This window comes from Mannheimia indoligenes (assembly GCF_036880405.1).
GTDB classification, from domain to species: Bacteria; Pseudomonadota; Gammaproteobacteria; order Enterobacterales; family Pasteurellaceae; genus Mannheimia; species Mannheimia indoligenes.
This window is the reverse complement of the sequence record NZ_JBAJJM010000012.1, coordinates 103,156-126,799: the sequence shown is the minus strand read 5'-3', so window position 1 is coordinate 126,799 and position 23,644 is coordinate 103,156. Positions and strand designations below refer to the sequence as shown.

Annotated in this window: 27 protein-coding genes; 7 read left to right on the top strand and 20 right to left on the bottom strand. The window is 41.4% G+C overall.

Annotated elements, in window-relative coordinates; genetic code table 11:
* Positions 1–24: 24 nt before the first annotated feature.
* Positions 25–987 carry a hypothetical protein gene (locus tag V6W77_RS09290; RefSeq protein ID WP_334254472.1) on the bottom strand — a complete coding sequence of 321 codons (963 nt, stop codon included), beginning with the start codon at positions 985–987 and terminating at the stop codon, positions 25–27.
* 227 nt (positions 988–1,214) lie between these two features.
* Here V6W77_RS09290 and V6W77_RS09285 point away from each other — a divergent pair, with 227 nt between their 5' ends.
* A complete protein-coding gene (locus V6W77_RS09285; protein WP_334254471.1) occupies positions 1,215–1,487 on the top strand; it encodes a helix-turn-helix domain-containing protein in 273 nt (90 codons plus the stop codon).
* 176 nt (positions 1,488–1,663) lie between these two features.
* Here V6W77_RS09285 and V6W77_RS09280 read toward each other — a convergent pair whose 3' ends face one another.
* The 9 genes from V6W77_RS09280 to dprA form a co-directional block, all read right to left on the bottom strand.
* Positions 1,664–2,068: a type II toxin-antitoxin system VapC family toxin gene (locus tag V6W77_RS09280; RefSeq protein ID WP_334254470.1), complete on the bottom strand. Its 405-nt coding sequence runs from the start codon at positions 2,066–2,068 to the stop codon at positions 1,664–1,666.
* The gene (locus tag V6W77_RS09275; RefSeq protein WP_025235144.1) at positions 2,065–2,304 is read right to left on the bottom strand and encodes an antitoxin; all 240 of its coding nucleotides are present in this window, start codon (positions 2,302–2,304) and stop codon (positions 2,065–2,067) included. Before V6W77_RS09275 ends, V6W77_RS09280 begins: the two co-directional genes overlap by 4 nt.
* Positions 2,305–2,560: 256 nt before the next feature.
* Entirely contained in the window at positions 2,561–2,926 is a 366-nt protein-coding gene (gene rplL / locus V6W77_RS09270) for a 50S ribosomal protein L7/L12 (RefSeq protein ID WP_005621166.1), read from the bottom strand.
* Positions 2,927–2,981: 55 nt separating this feature from the next.
* Positions 2,982–3,473 (bottom strand): 50S ribosomal protein L10, encoded by a 492-nt coding sequence (gene rplJ, locus V6W77_RS09265; RefSeq protein WP_334254469.1) that lies wholly within the window; start codon positions 3,471–3,473, stop codon positions 2,982–2,984.
* A 285-nt stretch (positions 3,474–3,758) separates the two neighbouring features.
* Positions 3,759–4,448, bottom strand: a complete 690-nt coding sequence (gene rplA / locus V6W77_RS09260; RefSeq protein ID WP_025235142.1) for a 50S ribosomal protein L1 — start codon at positions 4,446–4,448, stop codon at positions 3,759–3,761.
* 4 nt (positions 4,449–4,452) lie between these two features.
* Entirely contained in the window at positions 4,453–4,881 is a 429-nt protein-coding gene (rplK, locus tag V6W77_RS09255; RefSeq protein ID WP_025235141.1) for a 50S ribosomal protein L11, read from the bottom strand.
* A gap of 415 nt (positions 4,882–5,296) precedes the next feature.
* Entirely contained in the window at positions 5,297–5,860 is a 564-nt protein-coding gene (gene nusG / locus V6W77_RS09250) for a transcription termination/antitermination protein NusG (protein ID WP_025235140.1), read from the bottom strand.
* A gap of 1 nt (position 5,861) precedes the next feature.
* Positions 5,862–6,275 (bottom strand): preprotein translocase subunit SecE, encoded by a 414-nt coding sequence (gene secE, locus V6W77_RS09245; RefSeq protein WP_025235139.1) that lies wholly within the window; start codon positions 6,273–6,275, stop codon positions 5,862–5,864.
* A 123-nt stretch (positions 6,276–6,398) separates the two neighbouring features.
* Positions 6,399–7,538: a DNA-processing protein DprA gene (gene dprA, locus V6W77_RS09240; protein WP_334254468.1), complete on the bottom strand. Its 1,140-nt coding sequence runs from the start codon at positions 7,536–7,538 to the stop codon at positions 6,399–6,401.
* 87 nt (positions 7,539–7,625) lie between these two features.
* On the opposite strand from dprA, the gene def reads away from it, so the two are divergent.
* The 3 genes from def to V6W77_RS09225 all read left to right on the top strand — a co-directional run bounded on the left by def (position 7,626) and on the right by V6W77_RS09225 (position 9,437).
* A complete protein-coding gene (def, locus tag V6W77_RS09235; protein WP_334229495.1) occupies positions 7,626–8,138 on the top strand; it encodes a peptide deformylase in 513 nt (170 codons plus the stop codon).
* A gap of 94 nt (positions 8,139–8,232) precedes the next feature.
* The gene (gene rfaD / locus V6W77_RS09230) at positions 8,233–9,159 is read left to right on the top strand and encodes an ADP-glyceromanno-heptose 6-epimerase (RefSeq protein ID WP_334235534.1); all 927 of its coding nucleotides are present in this window, start codon (positions 8,233–8,235) and stop codon (positions 9,157–9,159) included.
* A gap of 35 nt (positions 9,160–9,194) precedes the next feature.
* Entirely contained in the window at positions 9,195–9,437 is a 243-nt protein-coding gene (locus tag V6W77_RS09225) for a PTS sugar transporter subunit IIB (protein ID WP_334235533.1), read from the top strand.
* A gap of 32 nt (positions 9,438–9,469) precedes the next feature.
* Here V6W77_RS09225 and V6W77_RS09220 read toward each other — a convergent pair whose 3' ends face one another.
* The 3 genes from V6W77_RS09220 to V6W77_RS09210 form a co-directional block, all read right to left on the bottom strand.
* Positions 9,470–10,294 (bottom strand): MurR/RpiR family transcriptional regulator, encoded by an 825-nt coding sequence (locus V6W77_RS09220; protein WP_025247109.1) that lies wholly within the window; start codon positions 10,292–10,294, stop codon positions 9,470–9,472.
* 139 nt (positions 10,295–10,433) lie between these two features.
* A complete protein-coding gene (locus V6W77_RS09215; protein ID WP_334254467.1) occupies positions 10,434–10,586 on the bottom strand; it encodes a hypothetical protein in 153 nt (50 codons plus the stop codon).
* A gap of 255 nt (positions 10,587–10,841) precedes the next feature.
* Positions 10,842–12,758: a bifunctional 5-dehydro-2-deoxygluconokinase/5-dehydro-2-deoxyphosphogluconate aldolase gene (locus tag V6W77_RS09210; RefSeq protein ID WP_334254466.1), complete on the bottom strand. Its 1,917-nt coding sequence runs from the start codon at positions 12,756–12,758 to the stop codon at positions 10,842–10,844.
* A 264-nt stretch (positions 12,759–13,022) separates the two neighbouring features.
* On the opposite strand from V6W77_RS09210, the gene iolD reads away from it, so the two are divergent.
* From iolD to iolG, 3 genes are all read left to right on the top strand, one after another.
* Positions 13,023–14,957, top strand: coding sequence for a 3D-(3,5/4)-trihydroxycyclohexane-1,2-dione acylhydrolase (decyclizing) (iolD, locus tag V6W77_RS09205; protein ID WP_334254465.1), 1,935 nt, complete (start codon positions 13,023–13,025; stop codon positions 14,955–14,957).
* A 96-nt stretch (positions 14,958–15,053) separates the two neighbouring features.
* Positions 15,054–15,950 (top strand): myo-inosose-2 dehydratase, encoded by an 897-nt coding sequence (gene iolE / locus V6W77_RS09200; RefSeq protein WP_334254464.1) that lies wholly within the window; start codon positions 15,054–15,056, stop codon positions 15,948–15,950.
* Position 15,951: 1 nt separating this feature from the next.
* Positions 15,952–16,962 (top strand): inositol 2-dehydrogenase, encoded by a 1,011-nt coding sequence (gene iolG, locus V6W77_RS09195; RefSeq protein ID WP_334254463.1) that lies wholly within the window; start codon positions 15,952–15,954, stop codon positions 16,960–16,962.
* Positions 16,963–17,027: 65 nt separating this feature from the next.
* On the opposite strand, the gene V6W77_RS09190 is transcribed toward iolG, so the two are convergent.
* From V6W77_RS09190 to lsrA, 7 genes are all read right to left on the bottom strand, one after another.
* Positions 17,028–17,741: a beta/alpha barrel domain-containing protein gene (locus V6W77_RS09190; protein WP_334254462.1), complete on the bottom strand. Its 714-nt coding sequence runs from the start codon at positions 17,739–17,741 to the stop codon at positions 17,028–17,030.
* Positions 17,734–18,036, bottom strand: coding sequence for a (4S)-4-hydroxy-5-phosphonooxypentane-2,3-dione isomerase (gene lsrG, locus V6W77_RS09185; RefSeq protein ID WP_334254461.1), 303 nt, complete (start codon positions 18,034–18,036; stop codon positions 17,734–17,736). Before lsrG ends, V6W77_RS09190 begins: the two co-directional genes overlap by 8 nt.
* A gap of 63 nt (positions 18,037–18,099) precedes the next feature.
* A complete protein-coding gene (lsrF, locus tag V6W77_RS09180; RefSeq protein WP_334254460.1) occupies positions 18,100–18,978 on the bottom strand; it encodes a 3-hydroxy-5-phosphonooxypentane-2,4-dione thiolase in 879 nt (292 codons plus the stop codon).
* A gap of 18 nt (positions 18,979–18,996) precedes the next feature.
* The gene (gene lsrB / locus V6W77_RS09175; RefSeq protein ID WP_334254459.1) at positions 18,997–20,016 is read right to left on the bottom strand and encodes an autoinducer 2 ABC transporter substrate-binding protein LsrB; all 1,020 of its coding nucleotides are present in this window, start codon (positions 20,014–20,016) and stop codon (positions 18,997–18,999) included.
* Positions 20,017–20,126: 110 nt separating this feature from the next.
* Positions 20,127–21,110, bottom strand: coding sequence for an autoinducer 2 ABC transporter permease LsrD (lsrD, locus tag V6W77_RS09170; protein ID WP_334254458.1), 984 nt, complete (start codon positions 21,108–21,110; stop codon positions 20,127–20,129).
* 11 nt (positions 21,111–21,121) lie between these two features.
* Positions 21,122–22,105 carry an autoinducer 2 ABC transporter permease LsrC gene (gene lsrC, locus V6W77_RS09165; protein ID WP_334254457.1) on the bottom strand — a complete coding sequence of 328 codons (984 nt, stop codon included), beginning with the start codon at positions 22,103–22,105 and terminating at the stop codon, positions 21,122–21,124.
* A gap of 8 nt (positions 22,106–22,113) precedes the next feature.
* On the bottom strand, positions 22,114–23,622 hold the full coding sequence (gene lsrA, locus V6W77_RS09160) for an autoinducer 2 ABC transporter ATP-binding protein LsrA (RefSeq protein ID WP_334254488.1): 1,509 nt from the start codon (positions 23,620–23,622) through the stop codon (positions 22,114–22,116).
* Positions 23,623–23,644: the final 22 nt, after the last annotated feature.

The following is a 23,644-nucleotide window of genomic DNA, read 5'->3' as shown; positions in this document are numbered from 1 at the left end:
AATCCTTATAAAATAGGAGAAATATTAATTAACTAATTTTTGACGACGACTTGAGTCAATATTTAGTAGCTTCAAAGATTCTTCAGTTGCAGAACAAACTGGCTCTTTAAAAACACTTTCTTCATACTTCTTAATATCACCTTCAAAAGAAAGGTTATCATCTTTGGTTTGAACATTATTGGTTTTAGAAACAATATAATCTTCTACTCTCTGCACGCATAAATTATAATCATTCTTTAGATTTCCAAGATTAGTAGAATAATCATTAATTACCTGTTCCTTTTTCTGCTTAAATATATATGTTGCAATTTCACAAGCACTATAATAACGTCTATCAGTATTACAATAATGAGATGTATCTAACTCTGCATAAGGCAGTTTATTTAGAGTTTCAACACCCTCTTTCGCTTTAACATTATAGACATAAACAAGAGGTTTTTGATATTCGCTACGAGCCCATCTTTCTTTATCAGTATCATATTTTCTATCTGAATCTAAACTAATACCGTTCTTTTCACTTTCTGTAATAATAATTCTAATAGCCTTATCCCAAGCCATATCCTTATATTTATTCAACTCTTCATCCAATAGGGCTAATCGTTTAGATCTTTCAGCATTAATTTTCTCTGATTCAGCTAAATCATTCTTATCTCTCTCTTCTTTTGAATAAGTCTCCTGTGCTTTATAAACAATATTCTGACAATCACTTTTAAATTGTTGAAATTTAGGCTTTAATTCCCTTTCAAATTGCAAAATAGCCTCATCATCATCCTTTTCATCCTTTTCACGCAGATAGCTATATAAGCTATCTATAGTTTTAATCTTTAACTGACAATAACTTACAGCCTCTTCCCATTTTTCTAGTCCTACTTTTTGATAGTATTCTGCTGATTCTGGAACTTTAAGAGAATCAATTTGATAACTTTCCCCTCCACAACCAACCAATATTGTTGAGCTCACAAGGCTTAAAGCAAATAGTTTCTTCATAATACGAATACCCTTGAGTGAAATAAAATTTGTTTTATTAGAGATGTTTTACTTCCTATGTCAATAGGAAGTAAAGGGAGTATACTCCCTTGAAAAATTGATTTTTATTTGTTCAATTTTCCTTAAAATATTCTAGCGAGAAATTAGAATAATGATATAAACGATAGGCTACATTTAGTATTCAGTAGTAGATTGATAGGTTTATCCCTAAAAACAATACTAGGGGAATGAAAAATGAAACGCTGACCAGCCACCCGATTCGCCATACTTTCGCCAATAATCTTAGAAAAATCCGCCGATTAAAGGATATTTCTCAAGAGGCATTAGCTTTTGACGCCGAACTGAGCCGAGCTTATATACGAGCTTATATAAGTGATGTAGAAAGGGGGAAAAGAGCCATCTCAATTGATGCAATGAGGAAAATAGCCGACGCCCTAAACGTCAGCCTAATTGACCTACTGAAAAGCGACTATTCAGTAGATGATTTAATTCAAAAATAAAAAAACAAGCGGTCGTTTTTCTACTATTTTTTGCAAATAATCTCAACGTAAGGCGGGGCTTGCCCCACCACTGCGATTTTGATGAAATCATTGATGCACCGTAGGGGCGAAACATCTTTCGCCCTATTCAAATATCAAATACCAAAAAGGGCAAAAAATATTTTGCCCCTACATTTTTAACACGTCCAATCTTGCCAATTTAATGCTTCAATTCGCTCGAACTCTTTGACATTATGCGTTACTAATATCGCATTACAAGCTAAAGCGTGACAAGCAATCCATAAATCATTTCCACTAATGGGCTTGCCTTGTAACTTCAATTTATTTGCCCAAACACCATAAAATTCACAGATTTTTTCATTTGGGTAAACAACTGAAATACGTTGTTTCAACTTTTCGATATTCGCTAAGGCTTTTTCCGGATTAGCACTGCCATTTGCTCCTTTGAGCAATTCAGCATAGGTAATAAAGCTCATAACTAATTGATCACTTGGCGTAAGTTGTGCTACACGTTCTGCCACCGCAAGCGGTCGATTTTTCATTAAATAAATCAAAATATTGGTATCAAGCATATAGATCATAAATCATCTCGCTCTTGTGGTGGAGATGTATCACGATCTTCCAATGCCTGAATAAAATCATCATCAAAATCGGAAAATAAAGCCAGAAATTCCATATCGGCTTGAGGTTTCACCGGACGCAAAATAACATCGCCATTCTGCCCTTGTAAAATCTCTACGGTATCTACGTCAAAACGGAAATCAAACGGAATCCTCACCGCTTGGCTATTACCACTTTGGAAGACTTTTGTTCGCATACCACACCTCAATATATACATTAAATATCAAGAGTATATACTATGCTTATTTTTCATTGATTGCAATAGCCGTTTTTATGCACAATATATATGTTTATCCGATAAACATATATATTGAAATCTAATAACAAGCGGTCGTTTTTCTGCCATTTTTTGCAAAAAAATCGGATAAAAATCACCGCTTGCAAAAAACAAAACCCCGATGTTTCCATCGGGGTTTGTTGAACTTGAAGTTCGGGGAAAGTTAAATCAAAAATTATTTGATTTCTACTTTCGCACCAGCTTCTTCTAATTCTTTCTTAAGTGCTTCAGCTTCACCTTTAGAGATGCCTTCTTTTAACGCTGCAGGTGCTGATTCAACTAAGTCTTTAGCTTCTTTTAAGCCTAAACCTGTTGCACCACGTACTGCTTTGATTACAGCAACTTTGTTTGCACCAGCTTCTGCTAAGATTACGTCGAATTCAGTTTTCTCTTCTGCTGCCGCTGCTGCTGGAGCTGCTGCTGCAACTGCTGCCGCTGCTGAAACGCCGAATTTTTCTTCCATCGCTGTGATTAATTCAACGATTTCTGATACTGATTTAGAAGCAATCGCTTCAATGATTTGTTCGTTAGTTAATGACATAACAATCGATTCCTAAAGTAAATAAAGTTAAACGAATAAAGAAGTACTGCTAAAATTAAGCAGCTGCTTCCATTTGGTCGCGTAATGCTGCAAGAGTGCGAACAAGTTTGCCTGCCGCAGCTTCTTTCATTGTGCCCATTAAACGTGCAATTGCTTCTTCGTAAGTCGGTAATGTCGCTAAGAATGCAACATCTTGTCTTTTACCTTCAAAGGCTGCACCTTTAAGTTCAAACTCTTTGTTTGTTTTCGCAAATTCAGTGAACAAACGTGCTGCTGCACCTGGGTGTTCATTTGAGAATGCGATAAGAGTTGGACCAGTAAACGTATCTATTAAGCACTCGAATTCTGTGCCTTCCACTGCACGACGTAATAAAGTATTACGTACTACTTGCATTGTAACACCAGCTTCGCGAGCTGCTTTACGTAACTCAGTCATTTTTTCAACTGTTACACCGCGAGAATCCGCAACAACAGCTGAAAGTGCACCTTTGGCAGCTTCGTTTACTTCAGCAACAATCGCTTGTTTGTCTTGAAGATTTAATGCCATTGGTTTTAGCTCCTGATACACTCTGCTTTTTCAAGCAGAATTTACAAAAAATCCCAAAAATATTACCGCTTGCATTGCTACAAGCTGCAATCTTCTTTGAGCCTAAGGTGTCCAGAAGCAGAGAATTCTGTCTGTTCACCATCTATGTAGGATTATTAAGTTTTCACCCCTACAGTCTTAGACGGGGCTTAGATAGGCTAAGCACCATCAGCTTGCTCTCGCAAGTTAAGGTCGCAAATTATACAGATAATCTGCGACCCTGTAAAGTTTAACTTCTGTTAGAAATTAAAGTGATGCTTGATCAACTGCAACACCAGCACCCATTGTAGTAGAGATGCTTACTTTCTTGATGAAGATACCTTTTGCTGTTGTTGGTTTTGCTTTTGTTAAAGCCGCTAACAACGCTTGTAGGTTTTCTTTTAATTGCTCAGGTGCGAAGTCTGCTTTACCGATAGTGGTATGGATAATACCATTTTTGTCGTTACGGTAACGGATCTGACCTGATTTTGCATTTTTAACTGCTTCAGCAACGTTTGGAGTTACAGTACCTACTTTCGGGTTTGGCATTAAGCCACGTGGACCTAATACTTGACCTAATTGACCTACAACACGCATTGCATCCGGAGAAGCGATAACAACGTCAAAGTTCATTTCGCCTTTCTTGATTTGCTCTGCAAGATCTTCCATACCCACTAAATCAGCACCCGCTGCTTTCGCTGCTTCTGCGTTTGCACCTTGCGTGAACACTGCAACACGAGCTGTACGACCTGTACCATGTGGTAAAACTGTTGCACCACGCACGTTTTGATCTGATTTACGAGGATCGATACCTAAGTTTACTGCAACATCAACACTTTCAACGAATTTCGCTGTTGCGAATTTTTTTAACACTTCAACTGCTTCGTTGATGTCATAAGCTTTAGTAGAATCTACGCCAGCTTTAATTGCTTTCATTTTTTTAGTCAATTTAGCCATTGTATTATTCCTCTACGATTAAGCCCATTGAACGAGCAGTACCAGCGATTGATTTCATTTTCGTTTCGATAGTTGAACCAGTCATATCTGCTGCTTTAGTTTCAGCGATTTGACGGATTTGCTCTTGAGTAACTGTACCCACTTTATCTTTGTTCGGTTTACCAGAACCTGATTTGATACCTACCGCTTTTTTCAGTAATACTGCTGCCGGTGGAGTTTTGGTAACGAATGTGAAAGATTTATCTGCATATACAGTGATAACAACTGGAATTGGTAAACCTTTTTCTAAGCTCTCAGTACGAGCGTTGAATGCTTTACAGAATTCCATAATGTTAACACCTTGCTGACCTAATGCAGGACCAACCGGTGGTGATGGGTTAGCCATACCCGCTGCAACTTGCAGTTTAACGTAGGCTTGGACTTTTTTTGCCATTTTAGTTTCCTTTATTGTGGGTGATAACGCTGAAAATCAGCTCCCCTGTGGTTTGTTTTACATAAAAATACGAGCCAAACGGCTCGTATGAGGGCAATATTATAATGAGTCGGCGAACGTTTTTCAAGCAGATTTTCTATTTTGCAAGAAATCAATGAAAATGAACCGCTTGCTATTTCGCTTTTGCAGAATATTGTGTATTTTTGACCGCTTGCTGTGCATTGGCTGATGTCATAAAGCAGAATGCAACAATAGCGGAAAAAGTCAATTGAGCTAGTTTTTTCATAAAGTCCTCTCATAGGTTGTGGTATGTTACCGCCACAAATTTTATTCAATATTTATGACACTTTAATGACAACAAACAATAAAAAAACAAAACCCCGCATTTGCGGGGTTATTAATAAATTTGTCTAAATTAAGACTGTTTCTCAACCTGACCAAATTCAAGCTCAACCGGTGTTGCACGACCGAAAATTGATACAGACACTTTCAAGCGACCTTTTTCGTAATCCACTTCTTCTACTGTACCGGCAAAGTCTGCGAATGGACCTTCTGTTACTCGAATGCTTTCGCCCGGCTGGAATTCTTTTCTGTGGCGTGGTTTTTCTGCCGTTTCTTGAACACGGTTTAGAATGCGATCAGCTTCACGCTTGGTAATTGGTGCAGGACGATCCGCCGTACCGCCAATAAAGCCCATTACACGCGGAACACTTTTTACTAAGTGCCAGGTATCGTCATTCATTTCCATTTCCACTAACACATAGCCGGGGAAGAATTTACGCTCAGTTTTACGGCGTTTGCCACCAACATTTTCTACAACTTCTTCGGTTGGCACTAATACTTCGCCAAACTGCTCTTCCATTTTATGAAGTTTGATGTATTCGCGTAATGTTACTGCCACACGGTTTTCAAAACCTGAAAATGCTTGTAATACATACCAGCGTTTTGAGCTGCTTTCTTTTGCTTCTACTTCACTCATTTTAGAACCTTAAATTTGTTAAAAATGTAATTAATGCCACAATAATTGAATCAATACCCCATAGCACTAACGCAACAACCACACACATTGCAAGTACGATTAACGTGGTTTGCGTCGCTTCAGAGCGAGTTGGCCAAATAATTTTGCGAAGCTCTGTACGAGAATCTTTTATAAAATGAATTGCTTTTTGACCTTGATTAGTAATAGCTGCGAGTGCTACTGCTCCAATCAATAAAACCACCAATAAAAGCACTCGAACAATTAATGAAAAGTGTGATGCAAAATAAGTATTTCCTACTGCTGCAACCACTAAAAGTGCAATGGATAACACCCATAATACGGTATTTACACCTTTACTTTTTGCCCCTTTGTGTTCCACTTGTTCAAGGGACTTTGTTTTAATCTCAGTAGCCATATATAACCTAGAAATGAATAAAAAAATCGAACATTTATTTTTAAAGCGTTAAATTCTATCATTTTCTACAAAAGTTGCCACGATCTTTTATACATTTTTCGCTAAATTTCTTTTAAAAAGCGATCAGTTTACTACATAGCCTCCGCTTACCTGCCTAATCACACCTAATAATTCCAACCCTAACAATTCCACCAAAAGGGCTTCTATCGGCATTTCTACTGCTTTTGCTAAATCATCAATAGAAATCGGGTCTAGGTTAATATGTTGATAAATTTGCTGCTGACAAGCGGTCAGATTTGGCAAATCTTTTGCAAAAAATTTCTCTCTTTCAACCGCTTGTAAGGACTTACTTACTGATAGTGAAGGCTTATCAAATAAAGAGATTTGCTGTGGTTGGTATTGATGACTAATAGCATCTAAAATATCTGCGACAGTTTCCACTAACAACGCCCCTTCTTTAATTAATTTATGGCAACCTTGAGCATACGGGTTTTGCACCGCATTCGGTAAGGCAAAAACTTCTCTCCCTTGTTCCAACGCATAGCGAGCAGTAATCAATGATCCGCTATTGATAGTTGCTTCAATCACTAAAGTGCCGAGCGATAAACCGCTGATAATCCGATTACGACGAGGAAAATTTTCTGCCATCGGTGGCTGATTGGGTGAAAACTCTGACACCAACGCACCACCTAAATCCACAATCTGCTCCGCTAATTTTTTATGCCGAGCAGGATAAACCTGATTTAAACCACTCCCCAAAACTGCAATGGTGATGCCTTGTTGTTCAACCACTTTTTTATGGGCAAAACCATCAATGCCAATCGCTAATCCGCTGGTTACGGCTAGATTATGTTGAGTGAGTTGTTCGGCAAACTGTCCAGCCCAATATTCTCCATAAGGGGAATAATCTCGACTACCTACAATTGCAATTTGTGGTAATGTAAGACTTTCTACTGCCCCTTTTATATAAAGCAGCGGTGGTGCAGTGGAAATTTGACGTAAAAGAAACGGATAGCTCTCATCAAACAATGTGATAATTCGTTGGTTTTCTTGTTCCTCCCAAGTAAGGGATTGCTCAATCCAATTTTTATCCGGATTAAACCAACGTTGAATTTGCTTTTCATTCCAGCCCATTTGCTTAAGCTGCAATTTGTCATAATCGCAAAATTGAGCAAAATCAACCTCGCTTAATAATCGCCCAATCCGCTGTGCACCAAATTGCGGAACTTGTAATAATCGTAATAAATTGTATTGATATGCCATTTTTATTCCTCAACATTTCCCTAATAATAAGAAAAGGTTTAAAATAGCCAAACGAATTTTTTAAACTTTTCGAGAGAGATCACAAAAATGGCTGTATTAGAGGTTGTACTCTACCCTGATGAAGGGCTTGCAACAATGTGCGAACCTGTAGAACAGGTTGATGAAGAATTAAATCGTTTTATTGATGATATGTTTGAAACAATGTATGAACACGAAGGCATCGGTTTAGCCGCACCGCAAGTGGGCGTATTAAAACGTGTGATTACGATTGATATTGAAGGCAATAAAACCAACCAAGTGGTTCTCATCAACCCTGAAATATTAGAAAGTAGTGGCGAAACAGGTATTGAAGAGGGCTGCCTCTCCATTCCAGGACACCGTGCCCTAGTGCCACGCAAAGAAAAATTAAAAGTGAAAGCCTTAAACCGTAAAGGCGAGGAAATTATCTTTGAGGCAGACGACTTATTCGCCATTTGCATTCAACACGAAATCGACCACCTAAATGGTGTACTATTCGTGGATCATATTTCCGCTCTCAAACGCCAACGCATTAAAGAAAAAATGCAGAAGCTGAAAAAGCAGATTGCGAGAGCAAAATAAGTATCTACAAGCGGTTAAAAAAGCGTAAAAATTTGCAAATTCAATGCAATAAAACCATAATAAATCAAGTTGAACAGTTAAAAAGGATAAAAAAATGATTATCGTAACCGGTGGTGCCGGAATGATCGGCAGCAATATTATCAAAGCGTTAAATGAAATCGGTCGTAAAGATATTTTAGTGGTAGATAACCTGAAAAATGGCGAAAAATTTATCAATTTAGTGGATTTAGATATCGCCGACTATTGCGATAAAGAGGATTTCATCGCCTCAATCATCGCTGGCGATGATTTTGGCGAGATTGATGCGGTTTTCCATCAAGGTGCTTGCTCGGCAACCACCGAGTGGGATGGCAAATACTTAATGCAAAATAACTACGAATATTCAAAAGAGTTATTGCATTTCTGTTTAGACCGCCAAATTCCGTTTTTCTATGCCTCAAGTGCTGCAACTTATGGCGGACGCTCAGACAATTTCATCGAAAAACGCGAATTTGAAAGTCCGTTAAATGCCTACGGATACTCAAAATTCCTATTTGACGAATATGTCCGCCGTATTCTGCCAGAAGCGGAATCGCCGGTTTGCGGATTCAAATACTTCAACGTTTACGGACCTCGTGAACAACACAAAGGTTCTATGGCAAGCGTAGCGTTCCACCTCAATAATCAAATGCTAAAAGGCGAAAACCCGAAATTATTCGCAGGTTCTGAGCAGTTCTTGCGTGATTTTGTTTATGTAGAAGATGTGGCAAAAGTCAATCTTTGGGCGTGGCAAAACGGTGTATCGGGCATTTTCAACCTTGGAACAGGTAAAGCAGAGTCATTTGAAGAAGTGGCAAATGCGGTAATCAAATACCATGGCAGAGGCGAAATTGAAACAATCCCATTCCCGGAACACTTAAAATCTCGCTACCAAACCTTCACGCAAGCCGATCTCACCAATCTCCGTGCAGCCGGCTACACAGGTAAATTTAAAACTGTGGCAGAGGGAACGGCGGAGTATATGGCGTGGTTGAATAAATAAGTTTTTCTAAAAAACATTCATCAAAGGGAGGCTATATGTCTGATAAAGAGATGATTACTAACATCATAAATGCTCTTGGTAACAAAGAAAATATTAAAACTGTAGATGCCTGTTTAACACGTTTGAGAGTAGTGTTAAATAACAACAGCTTGCTCAATAAATCATCACTAAAAAAACTTGGTGCAGTCGATGTAGTTAAAGTTGGCGATACCCAACAGATTATTTTTGGTGCTAAATCAGCTCAATATCGTGATGAAATCAAAGCACTAATTAGTTAATAGTTAGACCTGCAATATGCAGGTCTATTTTTTTAGGCTTTCTTCAGTGCAAGTGAAACGGCGATAGTTTGTGCCAAGGTCATTGTGGCACATTGAGAGCGAAAGCCGCTGACCTGTGCTTCTTTGATAATAAATGATACATCACTGAATGCCAGCAGTGGGCTGAGTTGGCTGTCAGTAATCGCAATGTGTCTCACACCTGGTTTGGCTGTAGCGGTTACGACGTTGAGCGTTTCGTTCGCATACGGCGAGAAGCTAATTGCAATCACGGCGTCATCTTCCCGAATACGGCTTAATTGCTCATCAAACATTCCGCCCGAACCATCAATCAGAAAAACATCATAATCGAGGTGGTGTAAGGCGTAGTTGAGATAGTTCGCGATACTGAACGAACGTTTTAAGCCGACAATAAAAATCCGTTTAGCCGAATTTAAAATCTCTACTGTGCGAGCGAGTTGTTCTTGGCTCACCTGCGTAGAAAGCTGCTGTAATGCCTGCGTGTTACCTTGTACAAACACATCTAAAATATGATTTAGCTCATTCGGCTGCTCATCAAGCGGTTCAATTTGGCGGAAAAGTTGCACTCGCTCGGTGTAACGAGAAGTCCCTTCCATCATATCTTGGCGAAACAGTTGTTTGACCTCATTAAAACCGCTAAAACCAAAGGCATTTGCAAAACGAATTAAGGTGGAAGGAGGAACGCCAGCACGTTCGGCGATCACGGAAACCGTATCAAACACCACGCTATTGCCGTTATCTAACACATATTGTGCCACCTGTTTTAGTCGTTTGCTCAATCCGTCATACTGCTTGCGGATTTCCTCTTGAAAATGAGCTAATTGAGTTGGTTCATTCATTTCTTTTTCCTAGTTATTAAAATTAAGTTGGCTAAATTCACAACACTATTTTAGCAACAAGCGGTTGAAATTTCGAAAAAATTTGCAAAAAAATGGCTACTCATTTGGAATAGCCATTTCATTTTGTTACTTTTTAATGTTATTTTGCCGCTAACTTCGCTTTTTCAATCAACGCTTTTTGCTCTTCTTCACTCAGATTTTGCGACTGTTCTTTTTCTACACAAATTTTTTCATACATTTTGAAGAATGGGGGTAGCAAATAATCAAAGCGATACTTAAAATCAAAACCCAAATATCGCCTGCTGAAACCAAGTATGCCCCGATTAGTGTCAGTGTTATCCAAGGTGCCAGTAAGTAAATGAGGTGAATCAGACCGAAATCTAAAATCAGGTAAGCAATCATCGCATTAGCAAGTGGTACAAAACGATAGAGAAAAAGGTGGAACCAAGCCGATTTTACCGATAGAACATAACCTCACCGATTTTCCTATTCTTTGTATAAAAGAAAACCCCTCATATTAGCGAGGGATTTATACTAAATCACATCATTAACGCTGTTGCCATAAGTCAATCAAGGTGCGGTATTTCGCCGCCACTTCAGCAATTAAGCCTTGGTCATCTAATTTGCCGGCAAGCCATTGTTCAGATGGCATACCAAAAATAGTTCTGCCCACCGCAAAGCCTTTGACTTTTTCGCAACCTTTTGCCTGTTCAAAGGTTGCTTTAAAGACATCAAGCGGTGCATCTAAACCTAAGATCAGAATACCACGGCAGTCTGGGTCGTTTGCGTCAATGGTGGCGGAAATCGCTTTCCATTGTGCGGTAGACACACCCGGTAATTTCCACCATTCCGGTTTGATGCCGAGTTGGTAAAAATGTGTAATCGCTTCGTTGTAGTAGTGTTCGTCTTGCGGCATATCGGCTGGCAGAATGATCTCTAACAGCAGCTCGTGGCCGGTACGGCAACAAGCTTGGTACACCTCTTTTAACTTGCGATCTTGGCGAGCTTTTAAACCGCTTTCATCGGTTGGGTGGTAAAACGCTAAGCATTTGATTACGTGATCGCGAGGGAAAGCTGAAAGCTGTGTGCCTAAATCGCCGTATTCTAATTCGAGAGGGCGAGAAGCCGGCTCTTCAATCGGGCGAGCAATCCAGTAGTTTTTGCCGGTAATTTCATTCAATGCATCTTGCCCGAATGTGGTATCTGCCAAGATCCCAGCCTGATTTTGCGGTAATCCTGCTTCTACAGCGGTCTGCTCCATCGCTTTTAACAGAAGCTGCTTGAGCTTCGGAATACGAGCGACATCTGCCCCGACTTTGTTTGCCATATCCACCAACTGTTTACGGTGATCAAAAGCAAAAATACAGAGATTTTCCCACGATTTTTTACGGGTAGTAACACGGTGTAAGTGATTCAAGCGTTCATCTAAATCTGGACGTGGCACACTTTCTGCACGGGTTAAGTAATCATCCAACTCACGTTTGGTCGGCATTGCCGGCGAACAGCCATGACGAGAAACCACCAACGCCCCGCATGCATTTGCATAACGGCAGGCTTGTTCCCAACCTTCATTATTTAAGTAGCCACGAAGTAAGCCCGACATAAACGCATCGCCTGCACCCAGTACATTCAGCACTTCGACACGCACGCCATACACATTCAAACCGCCGTCTAAATCGTTCGGTAGTTCGCCTTCAAACACCGAACAGCCTAATGCCCCACGTTTGCAGACTAAAACCGCATTGGAAACTTTACGCACATTTTTCAGTGCGGTAAGGGTGTCGGTAGAGCCGCCTGCAATATGGAACTCTTCTTCTGTTCCCACAATCACGTCAAAATGGTGCAGCACTTCTTGTAGTGATTTTGTCACTTCTGCACTGTCGATATAACGGGTTTCGCCGTCACCGAGCGAAGTCAGCCCCCACAGCACCGGACGATAGTCAATATCCAATGCGCGTTTTACGTCATTTCTGCCCGCATATTCTAAGGCTGTCAGCACCGCTTCACGGGTTTTAGGGTTAGAAAGGTGCGTGCCGGTAATCGCCAGCGCACGGCTGGAAGCGATATAGGCTTCGCTGAAATCGTCTTTGGTGATCGCCATATCCGCACAGTTATCACGGTAGAAAATCAGTGGGAAAGTCTCTTTATCCTTAATCCCCAAAATCACCAGCGCCGTTAAACGCTCTTTATCGGTAATCAAGTGGCTGGTGTCCACGCCGACACTTTGTAGCTCTTCACGTAGGAAACGTCCCATATGTTCGTCACCCACACGCGCCAACATCGATGAACGCAAGCCTTGCACCGCCGTACCATACGCCACGTTACCGGATGAACCGCCGAGATATTTTGAGAATGTGGTCATCTCTTCTAAACGAGAACCGATCTGTTGCCCGTAGAGATCCACCGCCACACGTCCTAAACAAATAAGATCGAGAGGACGATCTTGATGATTTACAGTAGCCATAACCTGCTCCTTTCAACAAAAATTTATTTCTACTTCACTTATAATACAAAAATGAAATTTTTATTTCAATTTTATTCTATTTAAATTATCATTTCTGTGATCTTGTTCTCACTTTGAACAGCAATATTACTAATTAGCAGAAATGTGAGCTTGCTCACATCTTTTTTTAAATTTTACTGATAAAATAATGGAACAAAATTTTCATTTTGCATATTTTTAAGAAAAAATAACCGCTTGTAGCGGTTGCCACATCAAGGGGGCTTTATGAAAACAACGCGTTTAACCGTTGCACAAGCACTAGTGCAATTCTTAGATAATCAGTATCTAGAAGTAGATGGTAAAGAGATCAAGTTTGTGCACGGTGTTGCTGCGATTTTCGGACACGGCAACGTATTAGGAATGGGGCAAGCACTTGAACAAAACTCAGGAAACTTAACCCTCTATCAAGGGAAAAATGAGCAAGGTATGGCTCATTTAGCAATGGGCTTTGCAAAACAGAATTTACGCCAAAGAATTATTGCCTGTACTTCTTCTGTTGGACCTGGTGCTGCTAATATGATTACAGCTGCCGCCACAGCAACTGCTAACCGAATTCCACTTCTATTATTACCGGGCGATGTGTTTGCTACCCGCCAGCCAGACCCTGTACTGCAACAAATCGAGCAATCTTACGATTTAAGCATCAGCACTAACGATGCATTCCGTGCAGTCAGCAAATACTGGGATCGTGTGCAACGTCCAGAGCAGTTGATGAGCGCCTGTATCAATGCGTTCCGTGTTTTAACTGATCCGGCCGAAACCGGTGCTGTGACCATTGCACTACCACAAGACGTGCAAGCAGAAAGCTTCGACTTCCCGAACAGCTTCCTACAAAAACGCGTTCACCGTTTGGAGCGTAATCTGCCAACCGAAGCGATGCTAAATGATGCCGTGAAATTGATTACCGCCAAGAAAAAACCGCTGATCGTCTGCGGGGGTGGTGTACGCTACTCACAAGCGGGTCAAATCCTGCAAAAATTTGCAAAACAGTTTGGTATTCCATTTGCAGAAACCCAAGCGGGTAAAAGTGCGGTGGTGTCTGACTACGAATTGAATGTCGGCGGCGTCGGTGAAACCGGCTGCTTGGCGGCAAACCGCCTGGCGAAAGAAGCCGATTTAGTCATCGGTATCGGCACACGCTACACCGACTTCACCACTTCTTCGAAATGGATATTCCAAAATCCGGACGTGCAGTTCTTAAATATCAACGTGGCACGTTTCGATGCCTATAAATTAGACGGCGTACAAATTGTGGCTGATGCCAAAGCAACACTCGAAGCCTTGCTGACCAAGCTACCAACAAGCTACCAAGCACAATGGGGCAATGAAATTGCCACCGCCAAAGCGGACTTTGCGGAAGAAATCAAACGCCTGCGTGCGGTGCAATACAGCCCGGATTTCACCCCGGAAATCAACGATAACTTGGAGCACAAAGCGGTTCATAACGAATTTATCAAGCTCACCGGCTCACAATTAACCCAATCCCAAGTACTCGGTATCGTGAACGAAACCATTGAAAACGATGGCATTATCGTCGCTGCCGCCGGTAGCTTGCCGGGCGATTTACAGCGTACTTGGTTGAGCAAAGGCGAAGAAACTTATCACCTTGAATACGGCTACTCCTGTATGGGCTATGAAGTCAGTGCAGCGGTCGGGGTGAAAATCGCCCGTCCTGAGCAAGAAGTTTACGCCTTACTTGGCGACGGCTCTTACTTAATGGCGCACACCGAGTTAGTGACTTCTATCCAAGAAGGTAAAAAAATCAACGTGGTGCTGTTCGACAATATGGCGAACGGTTGTATCAACAACCTGCAAATCGGCAACGGCATGGACAGCTTCGGCACGGAATTCCGCTTCCGCAACACACAAAGCAACCAGCTCAACGGCGGTTTAGTGCCGATTGACTTCGCGAAAAACGCCGAAGCCTATGGTTGTAAAACTTACCGTGTGACCAACGAAGCCGAGCTTCGCGCCGCCCTTCAAGACGCGAAACAGCAAACCGTTTCAACGCTAATTGATATTAAAGTGTTGCCGAAAACCATGGCTCACGGCTACGGCTGTTGGTGGCACGTTGGCGTGGCGGAAGTGTCGGAAAGCGAACGCATTCAACAAGCCCGCCAACGCTCCGAAGAGCAGTTAGCGAAAGCAAGAAAATACTAATTTTGCAAAAAATTCACAAAAAATCACCGCTTGTAGGGGCAAATCATTATTTGCCCCTACGGAAAATAAATTAACTCAATCAAACGAGGTTTCTCAATGAAAGCAGAAAACATTCAATTAGGTATCGCTCCTATCGGCTGGACAAACGATGACTTGCCTGAACTGGGTGCAGAAAATACGTTCGAACAATGCGTGAGCGAAATGGCATTAGCAGGCTACACCGGCTGCGAAGTGGGTAACAAATACCCGCGTGATGTCGAAGTGCTAAAACGCAAATTAGAGGTGCGCGGCATTCAAATCTGTAATGCCTGGTTCAGCACCTTCTTTGTGGACGGCAAACGCGAAGAGACCATCGCCGAGTTCATCAAACACCGCGATTTCTTACACGCGATGGGCGCAAAAGTGATCGGCTGTTCAGAGCAGAGCCGTAGTATTCAAGGCACAACCAAATCGGTCTTCAAAGAAAAACCGGTGTTTGATGATGCCGACTGGAAACGTATGGCAGAAGGCTATAACGAGCTGGCAAAACTGGCCGCGGAAAAAGGCATGAAAGTCTGCTTACATCACCATATGGGTACAGGTATCCAAACCCCGGAAGAAGTCGATCGCTATATGGCAGAAGTGAATGACGATGTCTATCTGTTATTCGATTCAGGCCACCTTTACTACTCCGAAGGCTGCCAAAAAGCGATGCTCGGCGTGTTAGAAAAATACATCGACCGCATTATTCACGTTCACTTAAAAGATGTGCGTGATGAAGTGGTTGCCGAAGTGAAAGCGAAAGATTTGAGCTTCTTAGAAGGCGTGAAAAAAGGCACCTTTACCGTCCCGGGCGATGGCGTAATCGACTTCAAACCAATTTTTGAGATTCTCGAAAAACACGATTACAAAGGCTGGATGGTGGTAGAAGCTGAGCAAGACCCGGCACTCGCTAACCCATTTGAATACGCCCTCAAAGGCAGAAAATATATCCGTGAAACCGCAGGAGTTTAAGATGTTAAAAGTAGGAATTATCGGCGCAGGCCGTATCGGTCGCGTACACTCAGAAAGTATCAGCAAATATGTGAAAGGCGCAGAAATCAAAGCGATTTCAGACGTTCGTATCACCGATGAACTGACCACTTGGGCGAAATCCATGGGCATTCCGCACGTTTATGATGACTACAAACAAATCCTGCAAGATCCAGAAATCGATGCAGTGTTAGTCTGCTCGTCCACCAACACCCACGCACCAATCTCAATCGAAGCAGCACAAGCGGGTAAACACGTCTTCTGTGAAAAACCGGTGGATGCAGATCCGGCAAGAATTCATGAAGTGTTAGCTGCGGTAGAAAAAGCAGGCGTGAAATTCCAAGTAGGTTTCAACCGCCGTTTTGACCACAACTTCAAAGCGATTAAAGATCGCGTTGCCGCCGGCGACATCGGCGAACCGCACGTTATTCGAGTCACCTCTCGTGACCCGGATGCACCACCAATTGAATACGTAAAAGTTTCTGGCGGTATGTTCTTCGATATGACCATTCACGACTTCGATATGATTCGTTACTTATCAGGCAGCGAAGTGGAAGAAGTGTTTGCAGTGGGAACCGTGCTGGTCAATCCTGAAATCGGCAAAGCGGGCGACATCGACACCGCTGTCATCACCTTGAAACTGAAAAACGGCGCAATCGGCGTGATCGATAACAGCCGTAAAGCGGCTTACGGCTACGACCAACGTGCCGAAGTCTTCGGTTCAAAAGGCGCAATCCACATCACCAACGACACCGGCTCAACCGCCGTGTTCTCGGGCGAAAACGGCGTGATTGCAGAAAAACCGAAATACTTCTTCTTAGAGCGTTATATGCAATCTTTCGCAGACGAAATCAGCTGCTTCGTGGATTCAGTCGTGAATGACAAACCAACGCTCGTAAACGGCAACGACGGCTTACAACCGGTGTTAATCGCCTTAGCTGCGAAAAAATCATTGGAAGAAAACCGCCCAGTTAAATTAAGCGAAGTGGCTTAATTTTATTCACTGATAAACAAGCGGTCTGTTTTGCAAATTTTTCTGCAAACACGACCGCTTGTAATTTAATAAATACCTTTCCCTTTCCACATATCCAAATGCGTTTCTAACTCACCATTGAACAACGCAGAACCTGAAACCAACCAATCAATAAGATGGCTGCTGTTTCTAAAGTCCTCTGCTAGTTCAAGTGTCATTGCACCATCAATATTCAGCAATTTCTCAGAAGATTTGTCACCAAGCAGAGTTTTTACCTCGGTAACTCGCTCTAAAATTAGTTTAGATGGATATTTCTCCCCCGTTCTTGGATCAAGTGTCAATAATTGAATGATATCCACGTCATCTAAATAAGGTTGTAATTTGGAAATTGGTGTTTCAGGACATAAACTGATACCGATTAGTAAAGGATATGTTTGATCGACATAAGTTACTCGTTGTCTGGCTAGCCATTCAATAGTAGGGGCTAAGTCATTGCATTGTTCTAACTGCAACGTTACTAAATTTGCCCCATTAGCAACTACTGCTTTTGCTACTTCCAACTGGTTTTGTACCATTAAATGTACATCTTTAAAATAACGTGGAGGGAAGGATTTAAGACCCATTGCACCTACGGTAAATAATGGGCTGAATTGCCCATCGGCAATATCAAAGTGCAATATATTAAGGCGGTATTTTTCCAAACTTGCTAAAGCCTCATTGAGCTGCAACCAGTTTGCTGACAAAATACCGACACTTAATTTCTGCTGTTTCAACTGTTGAATAAGTGCTGATTTAGACATAAGGTTTCGGTAATATCCATTCAAAGATTTTCTTACTTCTTGAGCCGGTCATCAGTGCCTCAAGCTCTTTGACACAGCGGTGATAATGTGAGGTTTGGCGATGAGCCTCTAGAGCCTCCTCATTTTCATAGACTTCATAAGCATAAAAACGGGTGCGTATTTCAGGATCTCGTAATACATCAAACCGCAAGTTTCCCGGTTCTTGGCGAGTACCGATGTGATTACGCTCAAAAACCTCTAGAAACTCTTGCTCTTTACCTTCTTTTACATTGATTTCAACAAGCATCGCAAACATAAGTTTCTCCTTATCATAGAAAGCGTGGAAAAGTAGGTTGGCCTGTTAGCCAACCTGACTAACTTAGCTATTTTTCTCACTTAGATAGAGTTGGTAAGCATCTTTTGCACTTTCCCCACCGTGAACAACTGCTTGTACTGCTTTAATCATCGCAATTGGTGCTTCAGATTGGAAAATATTTCTGCCCATATCTACACCGGCTGCACCTTGATCAATTGCTTGATAGCACATTTCAAGTGCCTCCAATTCCGGTAACTTTTTACCTCCGGCAATCACAATTGGTACAGGGCAGCCTGCTGTGACTCTCTCAAATCCTTTATCAACATAGTAGGTTTTGATAATGTGAGCCCCCATTTCTGCGGCAATACGGGTAGAAAGTGAGAAGTAGCGTTGATCACGAGCCATATCTTTCCCTACACCAGTTACTGCCATCACAGGCATTCCATATCGATTACCTTGATCGACTAATTGAATAATATTTTTAATCGATTGGTGTTCATATTCAGAGCCGATATAAACCTGTGCGGCCATCGCCGATACATTTAATCTCAAAGCATCCTCAATACTGACTGCAACCGCTTCATTAGAAAGCTCTGTTAAAATGGAGTTTGCCCCCGAAGCACGTAGTGCGATCGGCTTTCGGGTATCCGGTGGGACAACGCTTCTTAAAATACCACGGGTACACATCAATACATCGGTATAATCAAAGAGAGGGGCAATATTGAGATCAATTCGCTCCAGCCCTGTTGTCGGACCTTGGAAATAACCGTGATCAAAGGCTAACATAATTGTCTTACCTGTTTTCGGGTTAAAGATATTGGCAAGACGTGATTGCATTCCCCAATCTAATGCTCCAGACCCCTTAACGAAAAAAGGCTTATTGGTTTGAGAAATACCAATCCCAAAATCTTTACCGTCTTTAATATCATCTAAATCTGCCATAGATCGCCTCCTATATCGTTAAAAATCATAGTTATCAATATTGTCTTTGGTGAATACAACACGCTCTGGTAATAACACAATGCCATTCCCCTCAGCTTCAAACTCATAGCCCTGTACTTTATTTGGCGAAACCTCTACTTCACCGATCCCATCGACATTCAGTTTATCACCAACCTTGAGAGACTGCCCTTTTAACAATTCATTGGCAACTGCAACAGATAGTTGTCCTTGCTTCACAACATCCCATAAACCAAATTGATTTACAGTGCCACGTTTTACATAAGGACGCATTACATTCGGCGTACTAAATCCGACAACAACAGTGCCTTGTCGTTTAAGATTTTCCACCGCCTGAGCTGCTGCTGGTAATGCATTGGCATCAGGTGCAATAATCGCATCTAAATCAGGATAGGCTTTTAAAATCCCCTCGGCGGTTTGCAGTGATTTAATTGCATCGTTATAGCCAAATTGTGTCGTCACAATTTCCCACTCAGGCTGCTCTTTTTCAATTTTTGCTTTTGCCTCTTTAACCCATTGGTTTTGGTCGGTTACCGTTGGGCTGGAATAGAAAAATGCAACCTTGGCTTTTGGTTTAGTAATTTGGCTTGATGCCATTTCAACTAACATCGAGCCAAGTTGAACTGGTGTACCTTGATTAATATAGTGGCTACGGCATTCAGGCTGAGTATCAGAGTCCCAAGTTAATACTTTTACACCTTTTTTCATTGCTCTTTTTAAAGTCGAGCATAATCCATCAGGTGATACCGCCGAGACGATAATGGCGTTATAACCTTGATTCACAAAGTTATTAATCATCTGAACTTGGTTCGAGACACTCGGTTCTGCCGGACCGTCATAGGTCACATCCAGACCTAATTTTTTTCCCATTTCGACCGCACCTTGCCCGCCACTAGTAAAGAAACCAACACCAACTAATTTCGGGATAAATGCTACTTTATCCGCAGCCTGTGCTGTACTAAAACCAGCAAGACCTAGTGCAGCGACAAGAACGGTTGTTTTTAAAAGTGAGTGTTTCATAAAACGTCTCCTCAATTGAGTTTGTGATTAAAAACATACTAAAACAGCAAGTATGTGGGGTTTTATTGCAGTCAGTTTTGCAAAAAATCATCATAAACAGACCGCTTGTTTTAGGCTGAACGAGCTCGATTCCACCATTGAATTACTACTGCCCGATGGGTATTGAGCGATTTCCCGATCAGTACGATAATCAGCAATGCTCCAGACAAAGCACTGGATGTTTCATTCGAAATGCCGACCATCTGTAAACCTTGTTGTAAATAGCCGATCAATAATGCTGCTATTGCTGTACCAATCACGGAGCCTGAACCACCATAAATATTCGCTCCACCAAGCACAACTGCAGTTAGTGCGGGCATTAACAACGAGCTTCCTAAGTCCGATCGAGCAGAACCGAAGTAGGACACCAGTAACACACCAACAAAAGCTGCAACCAGACCAATTAACGGATAGATAATAAATAGAGTCTGATTAATCGGTATGGCACTGTATTTAGAGACCCGTAAATTTTGCCCAATTAAAAACGTACTACGGCCAATACGAGTACGGTGCATCAATAGCCAAAACAGCAATGTCATTATTAAGAAATAAATAATAGGAGTGGGGACAATTCCAAGACTGTGGTTTGCAAAATCCAGTAATACATCAGGAAATCCACCAATGCCCTCATAACCTGTTGCACCAGCAAAACCTGATAATAACAATGCTCCACCACCAAACAGATACATTGTGCCAAGCGTAATAACCAATGGATTAACTTGAGTATAGATAATGAGTACCGCATTAATTGCACCACACAATGCTCCAACCACAAATGTCACCGCAATGGCTACACTTAACGGCATTCCTAATTTAAATAATACGCCGAGGGTAATGGCACATAAGCCCACCACTGCTCCAAATGAAATATCCATTCCACCACTGACTATAATCAGTGTTAGAGGCAAGGCCAACATTCCGATGTAAATAAAATCGCTGGTGCTGTTGAATAAAACATTGATGTCCAGTAACCGAGGATTAACCAAACCAAATCCAATAATTTCCAGTATCAGTAGACAAAAGAGGGCTATTTCCCAACTGTATTTCTTAATCATTTTTGATTCTCCTACGGTGAATTACCTTTAAGAAAGCGGGCGTAACGCTGTTGTTTGATATTATTGGCAATCATTACTCGGATTCTTCCGTCAAATACCAATACAGCTAATAACACCACACCAGCTACAAAGTTATTCCAATAGGCAGGTACTTTCATCAGCACTAAAATCGTATCGATTTGAATCAGGAAGTATGCCCCCAATACAGCACCGATAATATTGCCTGCTCCTCCCAGTAAACTGATTCCGCCTAATACGCAAGCTGCTATTGCTTTCATTTCTAATCCATTACCGGTTGAATTTGGTACAAAGCCGATTTGAGAAGCAAAGATAATTCCGGCTAAAGCGGCCATTAGACCGTTTACTGCAAAAGCACTAATGCGGATAGCATTCACCTTTACACCTAATTGCAAGGCACCTTGTAAATTATCACCTACTGCATAAAAGCAGCGACCAAGCTGGGTGTGAGTAAAAAAGTAGTATGTAGCTAAAACGAGGAAGAGAACAGCTAATCCAATAGGTGAGAACCCTAATAAAATCGGTTCTGACAGTGTTTTCAAGGATTGTGGCAAACCCTCAATCCACTTACCGCCAGTTAATACCAACATTAAACCTTTGTATAAACCTAATGTACCTAGTGTCGCAACAATAGCCGGTATTCTAAGTACGGAGACTAATACACCATTTACTCCACCTACAAGAATTCCGCACAGTAAAGTAATTGTGCACGCAAGCGGTAAGGAATAGCCGGAATTTAGCAATAGACCGACAATAACTGCACTTAATCCCATAATTGAGCCAACAGAGACATCAATATTACGAGTTAAGATCACAAAGGTTGCACCGATTGCTAACAAAGCTAATATTTGAGTTGAGTTAAAAATCATCGTGAGAGTTTGTAAACTAAAATCCCCGACTACACTTAGTAATCCAAATAACAATAAAATGGCAGCTAAAATAGTTAATTCACGGTTGTTCTGAATAAATTTCCACATAATACCTCCTAACCACTGAATGCCAATCGCATAATATTGTCGGTATTGATCTCTTCACCTTTCAGCGATTGACTAAGCTTACCGTCGTGCATTACCAAAACCCGGCTAGACATTTGTTCTATCTCCTCCAAGTCAGACGAAATGAACAACACCGCTACATTTTGTTTAGCAATACTTTTTATCAATTGATAAATATCTGCTCTCGCTCCAATATCAACGCCACGAGTGGGCTCATCAACAATCAATAACTTAGGATTGGCCTCTAAGCATTTGGCGATTAGAATTTTCTGCTGATTACCGCCAGATAGGGTACGCACTGCTTGTTCGGAATGATTAAATTTGATTCCGATAGCCCGGTAATAACGCTCTAAAATCGCTTTTTCTTTAGACTCATCAATCCAAAACCCCATATCGTGATAGGTTAATCCACAGGTATTCCAACTTAGTGGTGCATCTAAATGTAATCCTGAGGCTTGACGATCTTCGGGTAAATAGACCAAACCTCGTTCAAGCCGCTGCTTAACAGAAAGTAAATTAATTAGCTCATCACAAAATATCACTTTACCGGACGTAGCTTGACGTAAACCATACAGCGTTTCAGCTAATTCAGTTCTCCCTGAGCCAACTACGCCTGCTAATCCTAAAATCTCACCAGGATAAATTTCAAAGCTGATACCTCTGAATCCTTCACCAGTGAGATTTTCTACTGTCAATAGCGGAAATTCGGTCAATTTCACCCGCTTGTGTCCTGGTAAATCCAGCCACAACTGCTGACTTTCTGTTAATTGTGTATTTTTAGCTCGAGGGGTAATTGCTTGAATAACCTCATCGTGATTGATCTTGTCAATTGACTCACTTAAAGCAATATAACCATCTCGCATTACGCTCACCCAAGCAGCGATTTGCCAGACTTCAGGCAATTTATGTGAAATAAATACAATACCTACACCTTTGGCGAGCAAGGAATCTATCTGCCTAAATAAATTTTCGGTTTCCGCTGGTGTTAGTGACGCTGTGGGTTCATCTAAAATCAGAATCGAAGCATCCCTCATTAAGCCTCGCATAATTTCAACCAATTGCTGATCTGCAACATCCAGCAACCCAGCTTGCATATCTAAATTTAAATGTGAGTTTAGCTCCGCTAACAAGGATGTAAGCTTTAACTGTAAGTCCATTGTTCTTGGTAAACCAAATAGAATATTCTCTTTGACACTCAGATTAGGAAACAGCAAGGGTTCTTGCGGAACAAGGTAAATACCTAATTGATGTGCTTTACTTGGTGTTAAATTAGTCTGGACTTTACCGTGAATTTTTAACATTCCGGTATCTTGTGACTGAATACCAGCAATAATTTTCATCAAAGTTGATTTACCAGCACCATTTCCACCAAGCAAAGCGTGGACTTGTCCAGAATAAAGGGAAAAGTTAATGGCTTTTAGCACTTCAACACCAGAAAAAGCTTTACTTACATCACAAACTTCCAGTAAAGGTGTAGATTTGGATTGTTTCTCTTTCATTGCTACCCTCTTCAAGATGAAC

Bases quoted from the DNA above. Each gene is read 5' to 3' on its own strand.
- rplL (WP_005621166.1), bottom strand. From the start codon at position 2,926: ATGTCATTAACTAACGAACAAATCATTGAAGCGATTGCTTCTAAATCA.
- rfaD (WP_334235534.1), top strand. From the start codon at position 8,233: ATGATTATCGTAACCGGTGGTGCCGGAATGATCGGCAGCAATATTATC.
- iolE (WP_334254464.1), top strand. From the start codon at position 15,054: ATGAAAGCAGAAAACATTCAATTAGGTATCGCTCCTATCGGCTGGACA.
- V6W77_RS09280 (WP_334254470.1), bottom strand. From the start codon at position 2,068: ATGATCTATATGCTTGATACCAATATTTTGATTTATTTAATGAAAAAT.
- V6W77_RS09220 (WP_025247109.1), bottom strand. From the start codon at position 10,294: ATGAATGAACCAACTCAATTAGCTCATTTTCAAGAGGAAATCCGCAAG.
- rplK (WP_025235141.1), bottom strand. From the start codon at position 4,881: ATGGCAAAAAAAGTCCAAGCCTACGTTAAACTGCAAGTTGCAGCGGGT.
- V6W77_RS09275 (WP_025235144.1), bottom strand. From the start codon at position 2,304: ATGCGAACAAAAGTCTTCCAAAGTGGTAATAGCCAAGCGGTGAGGATT.
- V6W77_RS09290 (WP_334254472.1), bottom strand. From the start codon at position 987: ATGAAGAAACTATTTGCTTTAAGCCTTGTGAGCTCAACAATATTGGTT.
- V6W77_RS09225 (WP_334235533.1), top strand. From the start codon at position 9,195: ATGTCTGATAAAGAGATGATTACTAACATCATAAATGCTCTTGGTAAC.
- lsrB (WP_334254459.1), bottom strand. From the start codon at position 20,016: ATGAAACACTCACTTTTAAAAACAACCGTTCTTGTCGCTGCACTAGGT.
- lsrA (WP_334254488.1), bottom strand. From the start codon at position 23,622: ATGAAAGAGAAACAATCCAAATCTACACCTTTACTGGAAGTTTGTGAT.
- lsrD (WP_334254458.1), bottom strand. From the start codon at position 21,110: ATGATTAAGAAATACAGTTGGGAAATAGCCCTCTTTTGTCTACTGATA.
- V6W77_RS09190 (WP_334254462.1), bottom strand. From the start codon at position 17,741: ATGTCTAAATCAGCACTTATTCAACAGTTGAAACAGCAGAAATTAAGT.
- V6W77_RS09210 (WP_334254466.1), bottom strand. From the start codon at position 12,758: ATGGCTACTGTAAATCATCAAGATCGTCCTCTCGATCTTATTTGTTTA.
- rplJ (WP_334254469.1), bottom strand. From the start codon at position 3,473: ATGGCATTAAATCTTCAAGACAAACAAGCGATTGTTGCTGAAGTAAAC.
- nusG (WP_025235140.1), bottom strand. From the start codon at position 5,860: ATGAGTGAAGTAGAAGCAAAAGAAAGCAGCTCAAAACGCTGGTATGTA.
- dprA (WP_334254468.1), bottom strand. From the start codon at position 7,538: ATGGCATATCAATACAATTTATTACGATTATTACAAGTTCCGCAATTT.
- secE (WP_025235139.1), bottom strand. From the start codon at position 6,275: ATGGCTACTGAGATTAAAACAAAGTCCCTTGAACAAGTGGAACACAAA.
- iolG (WP_334254463.1), top strand. From the start codon at position 15,952: ATGTTAAAAGTAGGAATTATCGGCGCAGGCCGTATCGGTCGCGTACAC.
- lsrF (WP_334254460.1), bottom strand. From the start codon at position 18,978: ATGGCAGATTTAGATGATATTAAAGACGGTAAAGATTTTGGGATTGGT.
- rplA (WP_025235142.1), bottom strand. From the start codon at position 4,448: ATGGCTAAATTGACTAAAAAAATGAAAGCAATTAAAGCTGGCGTAGAT.
- V6W77_RS09285 (WP_334254471.1), top strand. From the start codon at position 1,215: ATGAAAAATGAAACGCTGACCAGCCACCCGATTCGCCATACTTTCGCC.
- lsrG (WP_334254461.1), bottom strand. From the start codon at position 18,036: ATGTTTGCGATGCTTGTTGAAATCAATGTAAAAGAAGGTAAAGAGCAA.
- lsrC (WP_334254457.1), bottom strand. From the start codon at position 22,105: ATGTGGAAATTTATTCAGAACAACCGTGAATTAACTATTTTAGCTGCC.
- iolD (WP_334254465.1), top strand. From the start codon at position 13,023: ATGAAAACAACGCGTTTAACCGTTGCACAAGCACTAGTGCAATTCTTA.
- def (WP_334229495.1), top strand. From the start codon at position 7,626: ATGGCTGTATTAGAGGTTGTACTCTACCCTGATGAAGGGCTTGCAACA.